Raw genomic sequence first — 20,365 nt, forward strand, 5'->3', positions numbered from 1 at the left:
ACTTGCTTAAAGCACTTTTTATTCCTGCTTTATTCTAGCCCTCCCTGCCTTAAAAGGAGTCTGATGTTGAGGCGAGCCTTTTTAACCAATAGTAGCGGCATTTTGCTCTCGCGAATTTTTGGATTCCTTCGTGATCTTATGACCGCTTCTGTTCTTGGGGCTTCGGTCTATAGCGACATCTTTTTTGTGGCTTTTAAAATCCCCAACCTTTTTCGCCGTGTTTTTGGTGAGGGGGCGTTTAATCAAGCCTTTCTTCCGAGCTTTATTGGCGCACGACACAAAGGGGCTTTCACTCTTTCTGTCGGTGTGATTTTTCTTGGTGTGCTCACACTGATCTCTCTGCTTGTTACCCTTTTTGCGCCCTATTTTACAAAGCTTTTGGCTTTTGGCTTTAGTGATGAGCAAGTGGCGCTGGCTGCTCCGCTGGTGGCGATCAATTTTTGGTATTTGTGGCTGGTCTTTGTGGTCACCTTTTTGGGAGCGATTCTCCAATACAAGCGCCGTTTTAGCGCCTCAGCCTATTCGACGATCCTCCTCAATGTTGCCATGATTGCGGCGCTCTATCTGGCAAGGGGCAGAGAGGGTTATGAGGTGGTGGTGTGGCTTAGCTGGGGGGTTTTAGTAGGGGGGGTGTTGCAGATTCTCTTTCATCTCCCCTCTTTTATCAAAGCAGGGTTTGGGCGGATGCTTTTGGCGGGATGCAAGCATTGGCGCACTCATAAAGAGGAGCGTCAAAACTCCCTTAGGCGATTTTTTAAACAATTTTTCCCTGCGATGCTAGGCGCCTCAACGGCACAAATTGCGGCGTTTATTGACACACTTTTGGCCTCTTTTTTGGCCAGTGGAGCGATCTCTTATCTCTACTATGCGAATCGAATCTTCCAGCTCCCCTTGGCGGTCTTTGCGATTGCGGTCTCTACGGCGCTTTTTCCTACCGTGGCGCGCGCAATCAAAAACCAAAATTCCACTGAAGCGCTTTTTCATCTGAAGCGCTCTTTTTGGTTTTTGCTTTATATGTTAGTCTTCTCGACCCTTGGGGGAATCTTGCTCTCTAAAGAGATCATTTGGATGCTCTTTGAGCGAGGGGAGTTCACGCGGAATGACACGATTGAGAGTGCGCGCGTGCTCTCCATGTACATGATTGGACTGCTCCCCTTTGGAATCGCCAAAATCTTCTCCCTTTGGCTCTACTCCCACTCTAAACAGGGACTAGCCGCCAAAATTTCAGCCAAAGCCCTTCTTGGCGGGACGATCCTCTCGGTGATTTTCATGCAATTTTGGGGAGCGAGCGGATTGGCTTTGGCGGGTTCTGTGAGTGGATTCTTGCTTCTTTACTGGACGATTGAGGCGTTTGGTGCCAAGGAGTTTTGGGGTATAATCCAAGACAAAAAGGGCTGGGTGATTCTTTTAGGACTCACTCTTGTGGAGGTGCTCCTCATTGAGGGGTCGCGAGCTTGGCTCTTTGGAAAAGTGGTGTAAATGATGATAAAGATTTTTGATAGCGTCAAAAGAGAAAAGGTGGAGTTTATTCCTCTTAAAAAGGGAGAGGTGAGCCTCTATGTGTGTGGGCCAACCGTTTACGATGATTCCCATTTGGGTCATGCCAGAAGCGCCATTGCCTTTGATCTTTTGCGTCGATTGATGGAGTTTGAGGGTTATAGGGTGAGGTTTGTCAAAAACTTCACCGATATTGATGATAAGATCATTAAAAAAAGCTTGGAGAGTGGTGAAGAGATAGGAGCCATCACGGAGCGCTACATCACCTCCTATTTAGAAGATATGCAAAAACTCGGAATCAAGCGTCCTGATATTGAGCCTCGTGCCACAGAGAGCCTTGATCTTATGTGGGAGATGATCCAATCTCTGCTTCAAAAAGGAATCGCCTATCAAACCCCTAGAGGGGATATCTATCTAGATGTAAAACAAGACCCTTCTTATGGGAAGCTGAGCGGTCGAGGTGAGGATTTAGAACAGGTGAGCCGCATAGAGAGCAGCGAAGAGAAGCGTGATCCTAGGGATTTTGCACTTTGGAAAAGCTATAAAGGCCAAAGTGATGTAGGGTATGAATCGCCTTTTGGACGGGGACGACCCGGATGGCATATTGAGTGCAGCGCTATGATCGAAAAGCACTTAGCCAAAGAGGGTGATTATGCCATTGACATCCATGCGGGGGGCTCAGATCTTCTCTTCCCTCACCATGAAAATGAGGCGTGCCAGACGCGTTGTGCGACAGGCAGAGAGCTGGCTAAATATTGGATGCATAATGGGTTTGTCACCATCAATGGCGAAAAGATGAGCAAATCTTTAGGGAATAGCTTTTTTGTCAAAGACGCCCTTAGGGTTTATGATGGTGAAGTGTTGCGATTCTACCTCCTGAGCACCCACTATCGTATGGGGCTTAACTTTTCTGAAGAGGATCTGCTGGCTTCCAAAAAGCGACTTGATCGCCTCTATCGCCTCAAAAAGAGGGTTGGCGAAGGGGAGGTGGGTGCTCCTAGCGAGAAATTTTTAGAGAGGCTTTTGGAGGGGCTTAGGGATGATATGAATATCTCTAGAGCGCTGAGTGCCATGGATGAGATGCTCACTCTCTCTAATGAGGAGCTTGATTCCTCCCCCAAAGAGAGAGCGCTTCAAGCGACTATTCGAGGGAATCTAGAGGTTCTGGAGAGGCTCCTTGGGATTGGGGCAAAGTCACCCATACTCTATTTTCAAATGGGAGTTTCACCCGAAGAGAAAGAGAAGATCGAAGAGTTAATCAAGGAACGCGCTGAGGCGAAAAAGGCGAAGGATTTTGCGAGAGCCGATGAGATCAGGAAGAGCCTGAGTGACCAGGGCATCGCACTTTTGGACACTCCAAGCGGCACTCTTTGGGAGAGGGCGTAAGTCCCCTCTGATTTTTGGAGCTTAATTTATTTTTAAACACGAATGAGATAGAATCGCCGTTCCAATTTTCGCCCTTATAGAGTCTAAAGATAAACTTGAATAAACACAAAGGAATCATTTATGAAAAAAGGTATCCACCCCAATTATGTCCCCTGCAAAGTGACTTGCGTCACCAGCGGCAAAGAGTTTGAAGTGCTCAGCACCAAGCCTGAGCTAAGAATTGACATCTCCTCTTTCTGCCACCCCTTCTATACTGGCTCTGATAAAGTGGTCGATACCGCTGGACGCGTTGAGAAGTTCAAACAAAAATACAATATGAAATAAATTGCTAACTCTTCTCCCTACCCCTATTGGGAATCTTCAAGACATCACCCTGAGGAGCTTGGAGGTTCTCAAGGTTGCTGAGATTATCCTCTGTGAAGACACGAGGGTGAGCAAGCGCCTTCTCTCTCTTCTCTCTCAAAAAGAGCTTTTGCCCCCCAAAGAGTACCGTTATATCTCCTTGCACTCCCACAATGAAGAAGCGACGCTTCAAAATCTTCCTCCCGATTTTTTCACCCAAGAGGTGGTCTATATGAGTGATGCGGGAATGCCTTGTATTAGTGATCCGGGGGCTGCTCTGGTGCGATATGCTCAAGAGCGAGGGATTTCCTATACGGTTTTGCCAGGAGCCAATGCTCTTTTGACGCTTTTTGCAGCGAGTGGAAGCGGGAGCAAAGAGTTCTATTTTTATGGATTTCTTCCCCACAAATCCAAAGAGCGTCAAGGTGAGCTCATCAAGCTTTTGGGAATGGAGAGTGATGTGATTCTTTACGAAGCTCCGCATCGCTTGATGGAGTTTTTGGAAGAGATTCAGGCTCTAGCCCCCCATCGAAGGATTTTTGCCGCCAAAGAGCTCACTAAAATGCATGAAAAATTTTATCAAGGGAGCGCGAGCGAGATCATTCAAAGAGTTCGTCAAGAATCGACTAAAGGAGAGTGGGCGATTCTCCTTTATCAAGGGGAGAAAAATCCCGAAGCGCTCCTCTCGCTCTCCGACCTTGCTACCTTGGATATTCCCCCTAAAATCCGTGCCAAAATCCTCGCCAAAATGACAGGAAGAAGTGTTGAGGAGTGCTATAAGGATTCCTGCCAAAAATAGCCCCGCATTAGAGCTTCCCTTAAGCCATCCTGAGTTAAAATCTTTCATGATAATCTACGGAAAACAGATATTTCTTTACGTTTTAAGGCGACATCCAAAGCTCATCAAAAGCGTCTATCTCGGCAAAGAGGTCGAAAAAGATCTCTTTAAGGAGATTTCGCGTTTGGGGATTCCCCTGCTTCGCGTTGACCCCAAAAAGGCTCAAGCGATGGCTAGAGGGGGGAATCATCAGGGATTCTTGATGGAGATTGAGGCCATCTCGCCTCTTTCTTTAGGTGAGATCAAGAGAGTTGATCGGCTGCTGGTGCTTCATGGTGTGAGCGATTCGGGGAATATCGGGGGGATATTCCGAAGTGCTTATTGCCTAGGGATGGAGGGGGTGATCCTGACCAACCTCTCTTCATTCTCCATCGAATCGGCGATTCGTACTAGCAGCGGGGCTCTTTTGGAGTTGCCCTTTGGAATTGTGAAGAATCCGTGGGATTTGATCAATGAGCTTCGGGGGGCGGGTTTTACGCTCTATGGAGCGGCCTTAGAGGGGGAGATTCCCAATGGAAAGAGTTTTGCCTCCAAGCGCGCGCTTTTCATGGGTAGTGAAGGCGAGGGGCTTCCAAAAAAGCTTCTTTCTAAGCTTGACCAACTACTAAAAATTGAGATGGAACGAGACTTTGATTCGCTTAATGTCGGGGTGGCGGCGGCAATACTTATGGATAGGATGAGAGATGGAAGAAGCAATTGAGAAGCTAAAGAGTATCGGTCATGGGGAGATCAATCAAAAAACCCACATCGCCTCTAACAAGATTCTTTATATCCTCAACAGGGATTATGAGCGTTTTGATAAGACCACAGCCATTGGCTTTATTCGCATCTTGGAGCGAGAATACAATGTCGATTTGAGTGAATGGGTCAAGGAGTTTGAGGCCTATATTGTGGCGCATGGAAAAGCAGAAGAGGCTCCCTTGCTAGAGACCAATTTGGTGGATGTTCAGGTGTCTAGGGCAGGGAAAAAAGGCGGAGCGGGTCGATTCTTCTGGTCGGTGGTGCTACTTGGAGCATTGGGAGGAGGGGGCTATTACCTCTATCAGTACCATTTTGAGGAGATTGTGAAGCTTTGGCCGATCAAAAAAGAGGAGAAGAGCATTGAGCCTATTCTCTCCAATGCCAACGAGAGTATTCAGACGGCCAGGATTCTTACTGGAGAGGCGCCTTTAGAGCTTGGAATCACTCCAAAGATTGAGACCCCTATTAACGAATCGACAACCGCCCCTTTAGAGCCTGCACTCAAAGCAGCGATTGATGAAGCCAAAAAGGTGGATGTGAGTAACACTCTAGAGAGTCAATCTAGCGCATTGCCTTTACTTGAAGCCAATATAACTCGTTCCACTTTGGCTTCCGAGCCAGAGAACACCCCCGCTTTAATGGCTCCCAAAGAGGTGATTTTTCAGGTGAAAAACAAAGTATGGCTGGGAATCGTCTATCTGGACAAAAAAGAGAAAGTCGCGGAGACGGTGAGTGGTCAATACAAGCTCAATCCCAATCGAAGTCAGCTGATCATCACAGGGCACGGGATGTTAGAGGTGAAAGTTGATGGCAGAGTGGAGAGCTATAATAGTGGTGCTCCCATGCGCTTTCGCTACACTCCCGAGGAGGGGTTGAGCGTTATCACGCTAGAAGAGTTCAAGGCTCAAAATGGAGGAAAAGAGTGGTGAAAAAGTCGCTAGGGTTGTGGCTGCTTCTAGCGAGTCTCATCTCTTGCTTAAAGGCGGATGCTTTGGATCAGAAGGTGGCCGCTTTGATGGATTCTCGCGCTTATAATGTGAACCAAAAGTTCGTCCAGCTCCTCTTTAAAAACAGAGAGGAGTTTTACGATCAAGGGAGAATCGACTTTGCCAAGGTGGCACTCAAGCTCAAAGAGAATGGTCTTTTGAAACTCTCCTTTGGAGGCCCCAAGGATCTTCATATCTCTTTTCTCACTCCAAGCTCTCCCCTGCTTTTCACCAAAGCGGTCTCCTCTTCCTTGCAAAGCCTAGGCTACTACTATTTTGCCCCCAAGGAGGCAGAGTATCAAGATGGACTCTATCGTCTAGGGATTGAGATGAGCACCGAGTATGCCATTGATCCCACGCTCCTTATTGAGGAGTTTAAAAAGCGGGGCTATCAAGTCGCCGATGTGGCTAGAGAGGGTGAAACCAAGTGGCGCTACACCCTAGAGCTCCTCTCTCCTCTTATTCCTGAGGCGGAGAGTTTGGAGCTCAATCAAGAGAGTGAAATCGCGAGGCTTTCGGGAGAGTATTGGCTGGATGTGAAGAATCTTGCAGGCACGCTCTCTTTTGCCTCTTCGACCTATGGCGCCAATCTCTACCCTCAAGTCACCCTCTTTGATGCTTCGCTTCGCATCATCTCCTCCTATCGTTTTGAAGAGGAGGAGCGGCGATTTAGCGTCACAATTCCCTCAGGCGTTCGCTTTGTGCGAATCACCGATTCCTATTCGCCTTCCAATATTAAAACAGGAATCAGGGTTAAATTAGCCCCTTAGATTCCTATCCCACCCAAAGGTTTTTTGCGATGTTTGATGAGATACAGTTCGACAAAATCAAACGGCTTCCAAAGTATGTCTTTGCCGCCATCAATGAGATCAAGCTTGAGATGAGACGCAATAATGAAGATGTGATTGATTTTAGTATGGGGAATCCCGATGGAATCACTCCCGCCCATATTATTGATAAGCTCTGCGAGGCGGCACAAAAGCCGAAGAACCACGGCTATTCAGCGAGTCGAGGAATTTACAAGCTACGCCTAGCGATCTGTAATTGGTATAAGCGTAAATACAATGTTGATCTTGATCCAGAGCTTGAAGCGTGTGCGGTCATGGGTTCCAAAGAGGGCTATGTTCACCTAGTGCAGGCGATTGCCAACTTTGGAGATAGCGCCGTGGTCGCTGAGCCCGTCTATCCAATTCACTACTACGCTTTCATTATCGTGGGAGCTAATGTGACCAAGTTTGGACTGAAGTGGAATGATCGATTTGAGCTCGATGAGGATGACTACTTTGAGAATCTCAAACGCTCCTTGCGAGAGACGATGCCAAAGCCCAAATTTGTCGTGGTTAACTTCCCTCACAATCCCACCACGGTGGTGGTCAAAAAGAGCTTTTATGAGCGATTGGTTGCTTTGGCTAGAGAGGAGCGATTCTACATCATTAGTGACATTGCCTACGCCGATTTGACTTTTGATGGCTACTCTACGCCCTCGATCTTGGAGGTCGAAGGGGCGAAAGAGGTGGCCGTGGAGAGCTACACTCTTTCAAAAAGCTACAACATGGCGGGCTGGCGTGTGGGCTTTGTGGTGGGCAATCCAAAACTGGTTGGAGCGCTTCAGAAGATCAAGAGCTGGATTGATTATGGGATGTATGCCCCCATTCAAGTGGCGGCCACGATCGCCCTTGATGGCCCTCAGGAGTGCGTGGAAGAGATCAAAGGCAAATATGAGAAGCGCATGGATGTGCTCATTAAAAGCTTTAGTGAAGCAGGTTGGGAGATGGACAAACCGCAGGCTTCGATGTTTATTTGGGCAAAATTGCCTGAGTGCGCCCAAGGCCTAGGGAGTTTAGAGTTTAGCAAACGACTCCTTCGAGAAGCTAAAGTGGCGGTGAGTCCTGGGGTGGGCTTTGGTGAGCATGGTGAGGGCTATGTGAGAATCGCGCTTATTGAAAACGAGAAGCGAATCCGCCAAGCTGCACGCAACATCAAGCAGTTTTTGAAAACTTTACAGAATACGAAAGAGGCATAATGATCAAGGTAGGAATCATCGGTGTAGGAACAGTGGGCAGCAGTGTCGCTGTTATTTTGGAGCAAAATAGAGAAGTCATCGCCGCTAGAGCGGGCAAAGAGATCGTCGTGAAAAGAGGAGTTGTTAAAGACCTCTCCAGAACGCGAAGCGATGTGAAGATTCCTATCTCCACGAACATTGATGATATCCTTGATGATCCTGAGATTGATGTGGTGGTGGAATTAATGGGGGGTGTGGAGTTTCCCTTCGAAGTCGCTAAAAAGGCTCTAGAGAGGGGCAAGAGTGTCGTGACTGCCAACAAAGCGATGCTCGCCTATCATCGATACGACTTGCAGGCTATTGCGGGTGAGATTCCTATTGGCTTTGAGGCAAGTGTAGCGGGGGGAATTCCTATCATCAAGGCGTTAAGGGACGGTCTTGGGGCGAATCACATCCGCTCCATTCGTGGAATCATGAATGGAACCTGCAACTTTATCCTCACCAAAATGGTCAAAGAGGGAGCGGCCTATGAGGCGGTGCTCAAAGAGGCTCAGACGCTCGGATATGCAGAAGCGGATCCGACTTTTGATGTGGGAGGATTTGATGCGGCGCACAAGCTGCTCATCCTTGCCTCCATTGCTTATGGAATCGATGCAAAGCCCGAGGAGGTGCTCATCGAAGGAATCCAGAAGATATCCCAAGACGAGATCGCCTTTGCTAAGGAGTTTGGTTATAGCCTGAAGCTTCTTGGAATCGCCAAAAAAGAGGGTGAAGAGGTGGAGTTGCGCGTCCATCCCGTCTTTATCTCTAGTGAGGAGATGATCAGCAAAGTCGATGGCGTGATGAATGGCATTAGCGTCATTGGGGATGCGGTGGGCGAGACGATGTATTATGGAGCGGGTGCAGGAGGTGATGCGACTGCGAGTGCCGTGATCTCCGATCTCATCGAGATTGCAAGAGTGAAGGGTGCCCCCATGCTTGGGTTTAAAAGACCCATGGAGAGTGGATTGAGACTCAAGCCTCAAGAGGAGATTCGTTCCCGATACTATTTGCGCCTAGAAGTCAAAGATCAGCCAGGTGTTTTGGCTAAAATCGCCTCTCTTTTAGGGGAGCAATCCATCTCCATTAGCACTCTTTTGCAGAAGAACTTCGAAGGGGGCGCAAAACTTCTCCTCTCCACGCACACCTGCAGCGAGCGAGAGATTAAGCGTGCCATTGAAGGGCTTGAGGCTTTGGAGGTGGTGCTTAGCGCTCCTGTGATGGTGAGAATCGAGGGGTAGGGTGAGTCGCGCCAAAGGGGCTAAAGCCGAAGAGATTGGAGCGCTCTTTTTGCAAGATTTGGGTTATAAGATCATTGATCGCAACTTCTACGCCCCCTTTGGCGAGATTGATATCATTGCTCAAAAAGGGGGAGTGCTCCACTTTGTCGAGGTGAAAAGTGGTGCAAACTTTGAGCCAATCTACAACATCACTCCACTTAAGCTGAGCCGTATTATTAAGAGCGCGCAATACTATCTAAAGCAGAAAAAAATCACCCCTCCTTTTTGTGTGGATGCCCTTATTTTGCGAGGTGGAGAGGTCGAGTTTATCGAGAATATCACTCTGTGAAATAGGCTATAACTGTATAGATTCGTTTAAAGATACTATTGTATAATCCCGCCATAAAATAATTTTAAGGAGACTCCAACTATGGGTAAATATATTGAACTCAATGCTTCAAATTTTGATGAAGTCACCAAGAAAGGCGTTTCACTCGTTGATTTTTGGGCACCTTGGTGTGGACCCTGCCGTATGGTCGCTCCCGTGATCGAAGAGCTCGCGGCTGATTTTGAAGGCAAAGCCAATGTTTGCAAAGTCAACACTGACGAAGAGCAAGAGCTAGCGGTGAAGTATGGCATTCGAAGTATCCCTACGATCCTCTTTTTCAAAGACGGTGAGATCGTGGATCAAATGATCGGGGCTTCTTCTAAACAAGCCTTCAAGGAAAAACTCGATTCTTTGATTGGCTGATGATTAAACCACTAGGGAGGGCTTGCGCCTCCCGCCTCTCTATCCTCTCCACATTTTTTGCCGTCTTCTTTGTCGCTTGCGCCTACTTCTATTTTCAATACAGCTACACCAAGTTAGTGAATGTCAATTTTGATGAATGGGTGCTCTACCAGGGTGAAGGAATTTTCACCCCTTCAAGCGATCGCTACACGCTCTACTTTTATAACTCGCAGAGCAAGGAGCAAAAAGAGTGGTTAGAGAGGGCCTCTATCCCTAGTGAAAAGCCCGTGGTGGCGATTGATATCTACCAATACAAAGAGCCCTCAACGCAGGAGAATCTCATCTTTGCAAGTGCTGGAATCAACACGATTCTTCACTATATCCACCGTTTTAAAATCACTGAGTTGCCCGCTGTCGTGGAGATTGAAAGAAAGAGTGTTCATCTCTACCACCAGAGCGCCAAGACGCGGGTTATTCCGGCGCGCTTACTTAAAGAGCGCCCTCTTTAGCAAGGAGAAACTTATTCATGGTGTTAGATGTAGCGATTATTGGCGGAGGTCCAGCGGGACTTAGCGCTGGACTTTATGCTACCCGAGGAGGCGCAGAAAATGTCGTCCTCTTTGAAAAGGGTATGGTTGGAGGACAGATCACCTCTAGCAGTGAGATGGAAAACTATCCTGGTGTGGCTCATGTGATGAGTGGACTCGATTTCATGGAGCCATGGAGAGAGCAGTGTTTTCGTTTTGGTCTTCAGCATGAGATGGCCGAAGTCTCTAGAATTGCGCGACAGAGCGAGGGGAATTTTGCAATTCACTTGAGCGATGGTCGAATCTTTGAGGCGCGAAGCGTGATTGTCACCACGGGAGGTAAACCCAAGAAAGCGGGCGTGAAAGGAGAGCTGGAGTTTTTTGGCAGAGGGGTGAGCACCTGCGCGACTTGCGATGGATTCTTCTATAGGAATCGCGATGTAGCGGTGATTGGCGGAGGGGATACAGCGCTTGAAGAGGCGCTCTATCTCGCCAACATCTGCTCCCATGTCTATCTTATTCATCGTAGAGAAGAGTTTCGCGCCGCCCCTTTGAGCGTGGAAAAAGTGAAGAAAAATCCTAAAATCACTCTGCTCACCTCTAGGGTGATTGAGGAGATCGTGGGGGATGCTTCAGGGGTGAATGGAGTGAAGATTCGCCACAAAGAGAGCAAAGAGGTGGAGACCCTTTCTGTTATGGGAGTCTTTGTTTTTGTAGGGTATGATGTCAACCATCAAGTGCTAAAGCAAGAAGATGGCAGTTTCCTTTGCGAGGTCAACGAAAAGGGCGAAGTGGTGGTCGACCTCTCCATGAAGACCAACATTCCTGGGCTTTTTGCGGCGGGAGATTTAAGGATAGAGGCTCCAAAGCAAGTGGTTTGCGCCGCAGGAGATGGGGCAAGTGCTGCTTTGAGTGCCCTTGCTTACTTGGAGCATCTAAAGGAGTCATAACATGAATCGAATCGGGGTTTTTGGCGCGACAGGACGCGTGGGAAAGTTGCTGGTGGAGTTGTTAGGGAGTGATGAGAACGCGAAGCTCTCCTCTGTTTTTGTTCGTAAAGAGCTTGACTTTTCCATGCCGCCAGGAGCTTTGGTCACCAATGATTACAAAACTTTTCTAGAGGGATGCGATGTGGTGATCGACTTCTCTTTGCCTGATGCGACCGCGGCTCTACTTGAGACGGCGATGCAGGGGCACCCTAAACCTCTTGTGATTGGTACGACAGGATTGGATGCGCACCATTTTAATCTCATCCATGAAGCCTCTAGACAGATGCCTGTGCTCTATGCGACCAATATGTCTCTGGGGGTGGCCATCCTTAATAAGATGGTGCACACGGCGGCCAAGGCGCTGGCTGATTTTGATATTGAGATTGTTGAGATGCACCACAGGCATAAAAAAGATTCTCCTAGCGGAACAGCGCTCACTTTAGCCGAGAGCTGTGCGAAGGCTAGAGGGGTTGAGCTGGATGAGGTGAGAGTGAGCGGACGCAATGGGAACATTGGCGAGCGAAAAAGCGAAGAGATTGCAGTGATGTCGCTTCGCGGGGGTGATATTGCAGGCAAGCACACGGTGGGCTTTTACAGCGAGGGCGAGTATTTGGAATTTGTCCATACGGCCACGAGTCGCATGACCTTTGCCAAGGGGGCACTCAGAGCGGCTAAATGGCTAGCCAAGCAAGAGAGCGGTTTGTATGGTATTTCTGATGCCTTGGGAATCTAACACAAAAGAAGAGAATCAAGTGGAAACATTGAGAGATTGGAACGAAGAGTGCGCGGTTGTAGGGGTTTATAACGCTGATACAGCGGCGAGTGTGGCCTACTATTCACTATTTTCAATGCAGCATCGAGGGCAGGAGGCGAGCGGAATTAGCAGCTCTACAGGTGAGAAACTCATCACCATCAAGGATCGAGGGCTGGTGACGGCAGTTTTTGGAGATGATAAGCTCAAAAAACTCAAAGGGCGATCGGCCGTAGGTCACAACCGCTACTCCACGGCGGGAGAAGATTCTATTTTGGATGCCCAGCCTGTATTTGCGCGATATGATTTGGGTGAAATCGCGATTGTGCATAATGGCAATCTGACCAATGCCAAGCAGATTCGAGAGGATTTGATCCAAAAAGGGGCAATCTTCCAGAGCTTTATGGATACGGAGAATCTCATCCATCTCATCGCTAAAAGCCAAAAAGAGAAGCTCATTGATCGAATCATTGACGCGGTGCACAAAATAGAGGGGGCCTACTCTCTGATCTTTTTAAGTCGCAAAAAGATGTTCGCGATTAGAGATCCACATGGTTTTAGGCCTTTGAGTTTAGGGCGTATCAAAAACAGCGATGGTAGTTTTGGCTATATGGTCGCGAGTGAAACCTGCGCCTTTGATCTTGTGGGGGCAGAGTATATTCGAGATGTTGAGCCAGGCGAAATGCTCGTGTTTGAGGCAGAAGGAGAGCCAAGAAGCTACAAAATTTTTGAAAAACAACCTCGTCCCTGTATTTTTGAATTTGTCTATTTTGCTAGACCCGATAGCCGTGTGTTTGGACACAATGTCTATGAGGTACGCAAAAACATGGGACAAGAGCTCGCTAGAGAGAAACCCATTGAAGCAGACATGGTGATTCCTGTGCCTGATAGCGGGGTGGCTGCAGCCATTGGATATGCAAGAGAGAGCGGGATTCCTTTTGAGCTTGGAATTGTTCGTAACCATTATGTGGGAAGAACCTTTATTGAGCCCACGCAACAGAGCCGAGAGCTAAAAGTCAAACTCAAACTCAACCCCATTAAGGAGCTCATCCAGGGCAAGCGTCTCATTGTGATTGATGATAGCATCGTGAGAGGGACAACTAGTCGGCAGATCGTGAGAATCTTGCGTGCAGCGGGCGCTAAAGAGGTTCATATGAAGATCAGCTCCCCTCCCACTATCTCCCCTTGCTACTATGGGGTCGATACGCCTGATAAATCTCAGCTCATCTGCGCCAATATGACGCTAGAGGAGACCTGCCGCTTTATCGAAGCCGATTCTCTCTCTTTCCTCTCTCTTGAGGGGCTTAGACGCAGTATTCAATGCGATGAGCGAGAGCTTTTTTGTCAAGCATGCTTTGACGGAAAATATATAGTCTAATTCACAGGATTTCCATCAAAGTGAGAAAAATGTTAACCTTTGGAAGGTATTTTAAGAAAAAATTTGGTGAAAAAGTTCGCAAGATTCCCATTAGTATCCCTGGATTTACCTGCCCTAATATTGATGGTACCGTGGCCAAGGGAGGGTGTATTTTTTGCCGAAATGAGAGCTTTTCGCCCATCCTCTCCAAGCAAGCCCCCGCCCCCTTTAAGCTTCACCCAGGGCTTAGCGAGAATCCCCATTTAGAGATGCAGATTGAGGTGCTCAAAAAGCAGTTTGATTCCCAGGTGGGCTTTCACCGCGAGAAGTTTGGGATGAAGAAGTTTTTGGTCTATTTTCAATCTTTCACCAACACCTATGCTCCCATAGAGACGCTCAAGAGACTCTATTCTGAGGCATTTAGACTGCCTGATGTGGTGGGAATCTCCATCGGCACACGCATCGATTCGGTGAACCATGAGATTTTGGATTTTCTTGGAGAATACGCTAGAGAGAAAGAGGTCTGGATCGAGTATGGAATCCAGTCGATTCATGATCGCACGCTAGAGGGAATCAACCGAGGTCACGACTCTTCAGAGATGGAGTATTGGATCAAAGAGACCCAAAATCGAGGAATTAAGGTCTGCGTTCATCTCATCTATGGGCTTCCTGGAGAGAGTGAAGAGATGATGTTAGAGACGCTTGATAAGATGATTGAGTGGCAGGCGGAGAGTATCAAAATTCATCCTCTTTATGTGATGGCGCACACCGCCCTCGCTACCCTCTACAAAAAAGGAGAGTATACCCCTATCACGCTGGAGCGCTACGCTTGGCTTATTGGGGAATCGATGAAGCGAATCCCCAAAGAAATCGTGGTGCAGCGAGTCAGCGCTGGGGCGCACACCGAGGATCTGCTCGCGCCTGATTGGTGTTTTGATAAAAACATTCAAATGCGATATATCCGCGATTCCCTAAGAGCAACAGGGATTGATTATTGAATCTGAAGCCCATCTTGACGGGGGATGATTCCCCCACGCTTTTTAGTGAGCGTTTTGGTGAACACTACCACTCTACAAGCATGGGCGCCCACTCTGAATCGCTCCACAAACACATCCTCCCTCCGTTGCTTGTTCACCCCGAATGGCTGAATCGATCTAAAATCAAGATTTTAGATATCTGCTTTGGGCTTGGCTATAACACCCTTGCAACCCTAGCGCTCTATCGTCAAAAGGGTTTTAAGGGAATTATTGAGGTGCACTCACCTGAGATGGATGAGGAGCTTTTAGAGGGATTGCTCTATTTTGACTATCCTCTAGAGCTTGGGGAGACTCGCTCTTTTTTGTACGAGCTTATTCGAAAAAAGAGAGTGGAGCGAGATGGGGTGATTTTGGAGCTTTTTGTGGGGGATGCGAGGGAGTATCTGCGTATGCTTGAAGGGGGATTTGATATTGTTTATCAAGACGCCTTCTCTCCAGTGAAAAATCCACTCCTTTGGACGGTGGATTATTTTTCTGATCTCCGAGCGATTCTTGCAGAAGAGGGAGTGGTGACCACCTACACGCAATCCTCCGCTGTGCGATATAGCGCTTATTTGGCAGGCTTTCAAGTCTATGCCTATGAGAATGGAATCGATCGCGGAGGAACTCTCTTTTCTCCCTCTTCTCTCCCATTAAAGCGAATCAATCTTGAAGAAAAGCGTCTTAACAATCCCTCTCTAAAAGCGCTCCGAGATGAAGATTATTGCGTCAATTAGCCTTTAAGACCCTTGACAAAGAATAGGAAAATCTATATACTTCCAGCTCACAAATTCGGAAGCGATATTTGTGCGTTCTTGCTGGTGTAGCTCAGTTGGTAGAGCAGCTGCCTTGTAAGCAGCAGGCCGGGGGTTCGAGTCCCTTTACCAGCTCCATTTCATTCAAACATCATAATGTTTACCATTATTTTCAGTGTTTGACCAGTCACGACTAATCGAGGTGAGATACTCAAGTGGCCAACGAGGGCAGACTGTAAATCTGCTGACTATGTCTTCGAAGGTTCGAATCCTTCTCTCACCACCATTTCTCGATAGTCATTTTGCGGGAATAGCTCAGTTGGCTAGAGCATCAGCCTTCCAAGCTGAGGGTCGCGGGTTCGAGTCCCGTTTCCCGCTCCACCGTTTTAGGGATACTGGGAGCTGATTTTACTTCACGACAAATTGGTTCCGCAAAACACATCTCCTTCACGCATGTCAATTGCCCATATAGCTCAGTGGCAGAGCACTTCCTTGGTAAGGAAGAGGTCGGCGGTTCAATCCCGCTTATGGGCTCCAGTTTTTCAATATTCGGAGCTGTGAGCCTTTTTGGCACTTTAGCTCTTATTTTGGTCTTGGCATAATTAGTGTAAAATGACTCACATTCTTAATTCAATATAGGAGACAAGCATGGCTAAGGAAAAGTTTGTAAAAAACAAACCCCACGTTAATATCGGTACCATCGGTCACGTTGACCACGGTAAAACCACTCTTAGTGCCGCTATTTCTGCGGTACTTGCAACCAAAGGTCTTTGCGAGCTTAAAGATTATGATGCGATCGACAATGCTCCTGAAGAGAGAGAGCGTGGTATCACCATCGCTACTTCACACATCGAGTATGAAACAGAAAATCGACACTACGCTCACGTTGACTGCCCTGGACACGCCGACTATGTTAAAAACATGATTACAGGTGCTGCTCAAATGGATGGCGCGATTCTTGTTGTTTCTGCGGCGGATGGCCCCATGCCCCAAACTAGGGAGCACATTCTTCTTTCTCGACAAGTAGGCGTTCCTTACATCGTGGTTTTCTTGAACAAAGAAGATATGGTTGATGACGCTGAGCTTCTTGAGCTTGTTGAAATGGAAGTTAGAGAACTTCTTAGCAACTACGACTTCCCTGGAGATGACACTCCTATCGTTGCAGGTTCCGCTCTTAAAGCTCTTGAAGAGGCTAAGACAGGAAATGTTGGCGAGTGGGGCGAGAAAGTATTGAAGCTTATGGCTGAGGTTGACCGATATATTCCTACGCCTGAGCGAGATGTGGATAAGCCTTTCCTTATGCCTGTTGAAGACGTATTCTCCATCGCGGGTCGTGGAACCGTTGTGACAGGAAGAATTGAAAGAGGCGTGGTTAAAGTCGGTGACGAAGTAGAAATCGTTGGTATCCGAAACACACAAAAAACAACCGTAACTGGCGTTGAGATGTTCCGAAAAGAGCTCGACAAGGGTGAGGCGGGTGACAACGTTGGTGTTCTTTTGAGAGGCACCAAGAAAGAAGATGTTGAGAGAGGTATGGTTCTTTGTAAAATAGGTTCTATCACTCCTCACACTAACTTTGAAGGTGAAGTTTACGTTCTTTCCAAAGAGGAAGGCGGACGACACACTCCATTCTTCAATGGATACCGACCTCAGTTCTATGTTAGAACTACAGACGTTACCGGTTCTATCTCTCTTCCTGAGGGCGTAGAGATGGTTATGCCTGGTGACAACGTTAAGATCAATGTTGAGCTTATCGCTCCTGTAGCCCTCGAAGAGGGAACACGATTCGCGATCCGTGAAGGTGGTCGAACCGTTGGTGCGGGTGTCGTTACCAAGATCACTAAATAAATCGTATAGTCCCTTTTTGGGGCTATATTCTTTGGAGTTTTCATGAAAGTAAAAATCGGACTAAAGTGTTCCGAGTGCGGTGATATCAATTACAGCACGACGAAAAACGCTAAGACTCACACCGAAAAACTGGAGCTCAAAAAGTTCTGCCCTAGGTTGAACAAACACACTATTCACAAAGAAGTTAAGCTCAAGAGCTAACAAGGAACCTTTTGGGTTTCTTGGCTCTTCCCATCTTGTAGGTCAGTAGCTCCAATGGTAGAGCATCGGTCTCCAAAACCGAGTGATGGGGGTTCGAGTCCCTCCTGGCCTGCCAAAAAATCAAGTAGAATAAAAAGTGACGCCGATGAAAAAACTAGTGACCTATTACAACCTCTCCAAGGAAGAGCTTGGCAAGGTGATTTTCCCTACCAAAGAACAGGTGAGGAATGCCGCGGTTTCCGTTGTGATCGTCGTGAGTGTGATCACGCTTTTTTTGGCATTGGTGGATCTGATTTTATCTGCTTCTGTATCTAGTATTCTATAGCTCAAAACAGGAAAGCTTATGTCATTCGATTGGTATGCGATACAAACCTATTCCGGTAGCGAGCAGTCAGTGAAACGTGCGATTGAGAATCTGATTCGTGAGAATAAAATCGAGGATCGGCTAGAGCAGATCGTCGTTCCAACCGAAGACATCATCGAAGTCAAGAACAACAAAAAAAAGATCACCGAGCGTAGCCTCTATCCAGGTTATGTATTCATTAAAGTGAGTCTTGACACAGAGCTTTGGCATCTCATTCAATCCCTTCCTAGAGTCGGCCGATTCATTGGGGAGGCGAAAAAACCTACCCCCCTTAGTGAGGCTGACATCAACACTATTCTTGAGAAGGTCAAGAATCGAGCGGCTCCTAAGCCCAAAGTCTCTTTTGAGGCTGGCGAAGTGGTTCGAATCACCGAAGGTCCTTTCGCGAACTTCACAGGCACAGTGGAGGAGTACGACATGGAGCATCGAAAATTGAAGCTCAATGTTTCTATTTTTGGTCGAAGCACTCCTATAGAAATTCTATATTCACAAGTAGAAAAAATCGTATAGATAATCATTTTAATAAGGATTAAGTTATGGCTAAGAAAATTATTGGCGAACTCAAGCTTCAGATTCCTGCAGGGAAGGCCAACCCTTCTCCCCCCGTTGGTCCTGCGCTAGGTCAGCGAGGCGTCAACATCATGGAATTCTGCAAAGCATTCAATGAGCGAACAAAAGATATGGGGAGTTTTAATATCCCTGTCGTGTTGACCATCTACCAAGACAAGAGCTTCACGTTCATCACCAAGAAGCCTCCTGTGACCGATCTGATTAAGAAGGCTGCTGGAATCCAAAAAGGTTCTGACAACCCCCTGAAAAACAAAATCGGCAAGATCACTAAGGCTCAAGTGGCTGAGATTGCAGCAACCAAGATGGAAGATCTTAACGCTAAGTCAACCGAAGGAGCGATTAAGATCGTTGAGGGAAGCGCTCGAAGCATGGGCATTGAGATTGTAGATTAACCAAACAGAAAAATAGTTGGAGTATAAAATGTCAAAAAAAATCACAAAAAGAATGCAAGCCTTGCTTGACAAGGTGGACACCCAAAAAGTATACGATATCACAACCGCTTCTGTAAGTGTTAAATCTCTTGCCTCTGCTAAATTCGACGAAACCGTTGAAGTTGCATTGAAGCTTGGCGTTGACCCAAGACACGCTGATCAGATGATTCGTGGCGCGGTTGTGCTTCCCCATGGTACAGGTAAAAAAGTGCGTGTTGCAGTTTTTGCTAAGGGCGTGAAGGCGGATGAAGCTAAAGCAGCTGGAGCCGATGTGGTTGGCGATGATGATTTGGCCGAAGAGATCAAAAATGGAAACATTAATTTTGATATCGTGATTGCTACCCCTGATATGATGGCGCTTGTAGGTAAAGTGGGTCGTATTCTAGGACCCAAAGGTTTGATGCCAAACCCTAAAACAGGAACCGTTACAGCGGATGTGACCAAAGCGGTCAATAACGTTAAGAGTGGTCAAGTGAACTTCCGTGTCGATAAAAAAGGGAATATTCACGCTCCTGTGGGCAAAGCGAGTTTTGATGCAGAGAAGATCAAAGAAAACGTGCTTGAGCTCGTTAAGATGATCAACCGACTCAAGCCTGCAACAGCCAAGGGTAAATATATCCGACATGCAGCCATCTCTTTGACTATGAGCCCCTCTTTGGAGCTTGATGCCCAAGAGCTTATGGACGCACGATAATTTTCCTAGCTATCCCATTTATCTTAGGCTGATGACTATAGGGGCGAAAGCTTAATTAGGGGGCGATCCCCTCCCTGTAATAGGTTATAGGTCGGAAAGGAGAAGAAACCTCACATGACAAAAACTGAAAAAACCCAAATCATTGAAACTCTCACCGCTGAATTCAAAGCTTCTAGTGCGATTGCTGTTTGTGACTACAAAGGTCTAACAGTACGACAGTTTGAAGCATTGCGAAGAGCCGCAAGAGACAATGGGGCGAAAGTCCAAGTGGTCAAAAACACTTTGGCGGGAATCGCGCTTGAAAATGCCGATGCTAAAGGCCTCGAACTGAAAGAGACAAACGTTTTTGTTTGGAGTGATGATCAAATCGCTCTTTCTAAAACCATCATGAAGTTTGCCGAAACCAGCAACGAGAAATTCAAAGTCAAGTTCGGATACTATGAAGGAAGTGTTGTGGATGCGGCTCATATTGAAACCGTCTCTAAACTACCTTCTAGGGATGAGCTTATTGGTATGTTGCTTTCTGTTTGGACAGCACCTGCAAGATATTTTGTTACCGCTTTAGATAATCTAAAGAAACAAAAAGAAGAAAACTAAAAACATCAAATCAAAGAAAATTAGGAGAATCCTATGGCAATCACTAAAGAAGAACTTCTTGATTACATCGGCGGCTTGTCAGTGTTGGAGCTTTCCGAACTCGTGAAAGCTTTTGAAGAAAAATTTGGCGTTTCTGCGGCTCCCACTGTAGTGGCTGGCGCTGGCGCTGGTGTAGCAGCTGCAGCTGTTGAAGAGAAGACTGAGTTTGACGTGATCCTTCTAGATGGTGGCGAGAAGAAAATTAACGTCATTAAAGTGGTCAGAGAGCTTACAGGCCTTGGTCTAAAAGAGGCTAAAGATGCGGTAGAAAAAACTCCTACAACCATCAAAGAAGGTGCTAACAAAGACGATGCGGCCGCTATGAAAGCTAAGCTTGAAGAAGCAGGCGCTAAAGTAGAGATCAAGTAAATTTCCGTAGCTTTTCCCTACCCTGTCTAATACTTTTTATTCGGCCTAAGAAGCTTTTCTTGGGCCGGTTATCTCA

The 20,365-nt window shown here is 47.1% G+C and carries 25 protein-coding genes and 5 tRNA genes; all 30 read left to right on the top strand.

Translation table 11 applies throughout. The features are described 5' to 3' along the window. The first annotated feature begins 63 nt into the window (after positions 1 to 63). The 30 genes from murJ to rplL all read left to right on the top strand — a co-directional run bounded on the left by murJ (position 64) and on the right by rplL (position 20,289). Positions 64 to 1,479 carry a murein biosynthesis integral membrane protein MurJ gene (gene murJ / locus WS_RS02165; RefSeq protein ID WP_041571697.1) on the top strand — a complete coding sequence of 472 codons (1,416 nt, stop codon included), beginning with the start codon at positions 64 to 66 and terminating at the stop codon, positions 1,477 to 1,479. Continuing rightward, positions 1,480 to 2,883, top strand: a complete 1,404-nt coding sequence (cysS, locus tag WS_RS02170; protein WP_011138385.1) for a cysteine--tRNA ligase — start codon at positions 1,480 to 1,482, stop codon at positions 2,881 to 2,883. It abuts the gene before it with no gap. 120 nt (positions 2,884 to 3,003) lie between these two features. Then, on the top strand, positions 3,004 to 3,207 hold the full coding sequence (rpmE, locus tag WS_RS02175) for a 50S ribosomal protein L31 (RefSeq protein ID WP_011138386.1): 204 nt from the start codon (positions 3,004 to 3,006) through the stop codon (positions 3,205 to 3,207). Between the two features lies 1 nt (position 3,208). Next, on the top strand, positions 3,209 to 4,024 hold the full coding sequence (gene rsmI, locus WS_RS02180) for a 16S rRNA (cytidine(1402)-2'-O)-methyltransferase (protein ID WP_011138387.1): 816 nt from the start codon (positions 3,209 to 3,211) through the stop codon (positions 4,022 to 4,024). Between the two features lie 46 nt (positions 4,025 to 4,070). Then, positions 4,071 to 4,763, top strand: coding sequence for a 23S rRNA (guanosine(2251)-2'-O)-methyltransferase RlmB (gene rlmB / locus WS_RS02185; RefSeq protein WP_041571986.1), 693 nt, complete (start codon positions 4,071 to 4,073; stop codon positions 4,761 to 4,763). After that, a complete protein-coding gene (locus tag WS_RS02190; RefSeq protein ID WP_011138389.1) occupies positions 4,747 to 5,733 on the top strand; it encodes a hypothetical protein in 987 nt (328 codons plus the stop codon). Before rlmB ends, WS_RS02190 begins: the two co-directional genes overlap by 17 nt. Then, positions 5,730 to 6,560 (top strand): hypothetical protein, encoded by an 831-nt coding sequence (locus tag WS_RS02195; RefSeq protein ID WP_011138390.1) that lies wholly within the window; start codon positions 5,730 to 5,732, stop codon positions 6,558 to 6,560. Before WS_RS02190 ends, WS_RS02195 begins: the two co-directional genes overlap by 4 nt. Before the next feature lie 29 nt (positions 6,561 to 6,589). Next, entirely contained in the window at positions 6,590 to 7,813 is a 1,224-nt protein-coding gene (locus tag WS_RS02200; RefSeq protein ID WP_011138391.1) for an LL-diaminopimelate aminotransferase, read from the top strand. After that, positions 7,813 to 9,072 carry a homoserine dehydrogenase gene (locus WS_RS02205; RefSeq protein WP_011138392.1) on the top strand — a complete coding sequence of 420 codons (1,260 nt, stop codon included), beginning with the start codon at positions 7,813 to 7,815 and terminating at the stop codon, positions 9,070 to 9,072. Before WS_RS02200 ends, WS_RS02205 begins: the two co-directional genes overlap by 1 nt. Position 9,073: 1 nt before the next feature. Then, complete coding sequence (locus WS_RS02210) at positions 9,074 to 9,400, top strand: YraN family protein (protein WP_011138393.1); 327 nt, start codon at positions 9,074 to 9,076, stop codon at positions 9,398 to 9,400. Positions 9,401 to 9,481: 81 nt separating this feature from the next. Next, entirely contained in the window at positions 9,482 to 9,802 is a 321-nt protein-coding gene (gene trxA, locus WS_RS02215; RefSeq protein WP_011138394.1) for a thioredoxin, read from the top strand. Further along, complete coding sequence (locus tag WS_RS02220) at positions 9,802 to 10,290, top strand: hypothetical protein (RefSeq protein WP_011138395.1); 489 nt, start codon at positions 9,802 to 9,804, stop codon at positions 10,288 to 10,290. The genes trxA and WS_RS02220 overlap by 1 nt, the downstream gene beginning before the upstream one ends. Positions 10,291 to 10,310: 20 nt before the next feature. Next, complete coding sequence (trxB, locus tag WS_RS02225; protein WP_041571987.1) at positions 10,311 to 11,258, top strand: thioredoxin-disulfide reductase; 948 nt, start codon at positions 10,311 to 10,313, stop codon at positions 11,256 to 11,258. A gap of 1 nt (position 11,259) precedes the next feature. After that, a complete protein-coding gene (gene dapB / locus WS_RS02230; RefSeq protein WP_011138397.1) occupies positions 11,260 to 12,030 on the top strand; it encodes a 4-hydroxy-tetrahydrodipicolinate reductase in 771 nt (256 codons plus the stop codon). Then, positions 12,014 to 13,426, top strand: coding sequence for an amidophosphoribosyltransferase (gene purF / locus WS_RS02235; protein WP_049770620.1), 1,413 nt, complete (start codon positions 12,014 to 12,016; stop codon positions 13,424 to 13,426). Before dapB ends, purF begins: the two co-directional genes overlap by 17 nt. Positions 13,427 to 13,455: 29 nt before the next feature. Next, the gene (gene mnmL / locus WS_RS02240) at positions 13,456 to 14,403 is read left to right on the top strand and encodes a tRNA modification radical SAM protein MnmL/YtqA (RefSeq protein ID WP_011138399.1); all 948 of its coding nucleotides are present in this window, start codon (positions 13,456 to 13,458) and stop codon (positions 14,401 to 14,403) included. After that, positions 14,400 to 15,158, top strand: a complete 759-nt coding sequence (locus WS_RS02245) for a tRNA (5-methylaminomethyl-2-thiouridine)(34)-methyltransferase MnmD (protein WP_011138400.1) — start codon at positions 14,400 to 14,402, stop codon at positions 15,156 to 15,158. The genes mnmL and WS_RS02245 overlap by 4 nt, the downstream gene beginning before the upstream one ends. An 80-nt stretch (positions 15,159 to 15,238) precedes the next feature. Continuing rightward, a tRNA-Thr gene (locus WS_RS02250) sits at positions 15,239 to 15,314 on the top strand. Between the two features lie 63 nt (positions 15,315 to 15,377). Beyond that, positions 15,378 to 15,462, top strand: a tRNA-Tyr gene (locus WS_RS02255). An 18-nt stretch (positions 15,463 to 15,480) separates the two neighbouring features. Then, positions 15,481 to 15,557 (top strand) — tRNA-Gly (locus WS_RS02260). Positions 15,558 to 15,638: 81 nt separating this feature from the next. Beyond that, positions 15,639 to 15,713 (top strand) — tRNA-Thr (locus WS_RS02265). A gap of 111 nt (positions 15,714 to 15,824) precedes the next feature. Continuing rightward, a complete protein-coding gene (gene tuf, locus WS_RS02270) occupies positions 15,825 to 17,024 on the top strand; it encodes an elongation factor Tu (RefSeq protein WP_041571700.1) in 1,200 nt (399 codons plus the stop codon). Between the two features lie 42 nt (positions 17,025 to 17,066). Then, positions 17,067 to 17,225: a 50S ribosomal protein L33 gene (rpmG, locus tag WS_RS02275; RefSeq protein ID WP_041571701.1), complete on the top strand. Its 159-nt coding sequence runs from the start codon at positions 17,067 to 17,069 to the stop codon at positions 17,223 to 17,225. 39 nt (positions 17,226 to 17,264) lie between these two features. Continuing rightward, positions 17,265 to 17,340 (top strand) — tRNA-Trp (locus WS_RS02280). A 30-nt stretch (positions 17,341 to 17,370) separates the two neighbouring features. After that, complete coding sequence (gene secE, locus WS_RS02285; protein ID WP_041571702.1) at positions 17,371 to 17,550, top strand: preprotein translocase subunit SecE; 180 nt, start codon at positions 17,371 to 17,373, stop codon at positions 17,548 to 17,550. Between the two features lie 18 nt (positions 17,551 to 17,568). Then, positions 17,569 to 18,099, top strand: coding sequence for a transcription termination/antitermination protein NusG (nusG, locus tag WS_RS02290; protein ID WP_011138402.1), 531 nt, complete (start codon positions 17,569 to 17,571; stop codon positions 18,097 to 18,099). Positions 18,100 to 18,125: 26 nt separating this feature from the next. Continuing rightward, on the top strand, positions 18,126 to 18,551 hold the full coding sequence (gene rplK / locus WS_RS02295) for a 50S ribosomal protein L11 (protein ID WP_011138403.1): 426 nt from the start codon (positions 18,126 to 18,128) through the stop codon (positions 18,549 to 18,551). A gap of 28 nt (positions 18,552 to 18,579) precedes the next feature. Next, positions 18,580 to 19,284, top strand: coding sequence for a 50S ribosomal protein L1 (gene rplA / locus WS_RS02300; protein WP_011138404.1), 705 nt, complete (start codon positions 18,580 to 18,582; stop codon positions 19,282 to 19,284). A gap of 114 nt (positions 19,285 to 19,398) precedes the next feature. Further along, positions 19,399 to 19,881: a 50S ribosomal protein L10 gene (rplJ, locus tag WS_RS02305; RefSeq protein ID WP_011138405.1), complete on the top strand. Its 483-nt coding sequence runs from the start codon at positions 19,399 to 19,401 to the stop codon at positions 19,879 to 19,881. A gap of 33 nt (positions 19,882 to 19,914) precedes the next feature. Continuing rightward, complete coding sequence (gene rplL, locus WS_RS02310) at positions 19,915 to 20,289, top strand: 50S ribosomal protein L7/L12 (protein WP_011138406.1); 375 nt, start codon at positions 19,915 to 19,917, stop codon at positions 20,287 to 20,289. The last annotated feature ends 76 nt before the right edge of the window (positions 20,290 to 20,365 follow it).

This window comes from Wolinella succinogenes DSM 1740 (assembly GCF_000196135.1).
In the GTDB taxonomy this organism is placed as follows: Bacteria; Campylobacterota; Campylobacteria; order Campylobacterales; family Helicobacteraceae; genus Wolinella; species Wolinella succinogenes.

What these genes read in the sequence shown, in the direction of transcription:
- murJ (WP_041571697.1), top strand. Translation starts at nt 64, where the DNA reads ATGTTGAGGCGAGCCTTTTTAACCAATAGTAGCGGCATTTTGCTCTCG.
- cysS (WP_011138385.1), top strand. Translation starts at nt 1,480, where the DNA reads ATGATGATAAAGATTTTTGATAGCGTCAAAAGAGAAAAGGTGGAGTTT.
- rpmE (WP_011138386.1), top strand. Translation starts at nt 3,004, where the DNA reads ATGAAAAAAGGTATCCACCCCAATTATGTCCCCTGCAAAGTGACTTGC.
- rlmB (WP_041571986.1), top strand. Translation starts at nt 4,071, where the DNA reads ATGATAATCTACGGAAAACAGATATTTCTTTACGTTTTAAGGCGACAT.
- WS_RS02190 (WP_011138389.1), top strand. Translation starts at nt 4,747, where the DNA reads ATGGAAGAAGCAATTGAGAAGCTAAAGAGTATCGGTCATGGGGAGATC.
- WS_RS02200 (WP_011138391.1), top strand. Translation starts at nt 6,590, where the DNA reads ATGTTTGATGAGATACAGTTCGACAAAATCAAACGGCTTCCAAAGTAT.
- WS_RS02205 (WP_011138392.1), top strand. Translation starts at nt 7,813, where the DNA reads ATGATCAAGGTAGGAATCATCGGTGTAGGAACAGTGGGCAGCAGTGTC.
- trxA (WP_011138394.1), top strand. Translation starts at nt 9,482, where the DNA reads ATGGGTAAATATATTGAACTCAATGCTTCAAATTTTGATGAAGTCACC.
- WS_RS02220 (WP_011138395.1), top strand. Translation starts at nt 9,802, where the DNA reads ATGATTAAACCACTAGGGAGGGCTTGCGCCTCCCGCCTCTCTATCCTC.
- dapB (WP_011138397.1), top strand. Translation starts at nt 11,260, where the DNA reads ATGAATCGAATCGGGGTTTTTGGCGCGACAGGACGCGTGGGAAAGTTG.
- purF (WP_049770620.1), top strand. Translation starts at nt 12,014, where the DNA reads ATGCCTTGGGAATCTAACACAAAAGAAGAGAATCAAGTGGAAACATTG.
- mnmL (WP_011138399.1), top strand. Translation starts at nt 13,456, where the DNA reads ATGTTAACCTTTGGAAGGTATTTTAAGAAAAAATTTGGTGAAAAAGTT.
- tuf (WP_041571700.1), top strand. Translation starts at nt 15,825, where the DNA reads ATGGCTAAGGAAAAGTTTGTAAAAAACAAACCCCACGTTAATATCGGT.
- rpmG (WP_041571701.1), top strand. Translation starts at nt 17,067, where the DNA reads ATGAAAGTAAAAATCGGACTAAAGTGTTCCGAGTGCGGTGATATCAAT.
- secE (WP_041571702.1), top strand. Translation starts at nt 17,371, where the DNA reads ATGAAAAAACTAGTGACCTATTACAACCTCTCCAAGGAAGAGCTTGGC.
- nusG (WP_011138402.1), top strand. Translation starts at nt 17,569, where the DNA reads ATGTCATTCGATTGGTATGCGATACAAACCTATTCCGGTAGCGAGCAG.
- rplK (WP_011138403.1), top strand. Translation starts at nt 18,126, where the DNA reads ATGGCTAAGAAAATTATTGGCGAACTCAAGCTTCAGATTCCTGCAGGG.
- rplA (WP_011138404.1), top strand. Translation starts at nt 18,580, where the DNA reads ATGTCAAAAAAAATCACAAAAAGAATGCAAGCCTTGCTTGACAAGGTG.
- rplJ (WP_011138405.1), top strand. Translation starts at nt 19,399, where the DNA reads ATGACAAAAACTGAAAAAACCCAAATCATTGAAACTCTCACCGCTGAA.
- rplL (WP_011138406.1), top strand. Translation starts at nt 19,915, where the DNA reads ATGGCAATCACTAAAGAAGAACTTCTTGATTACATCGGCGGCTTGTCA.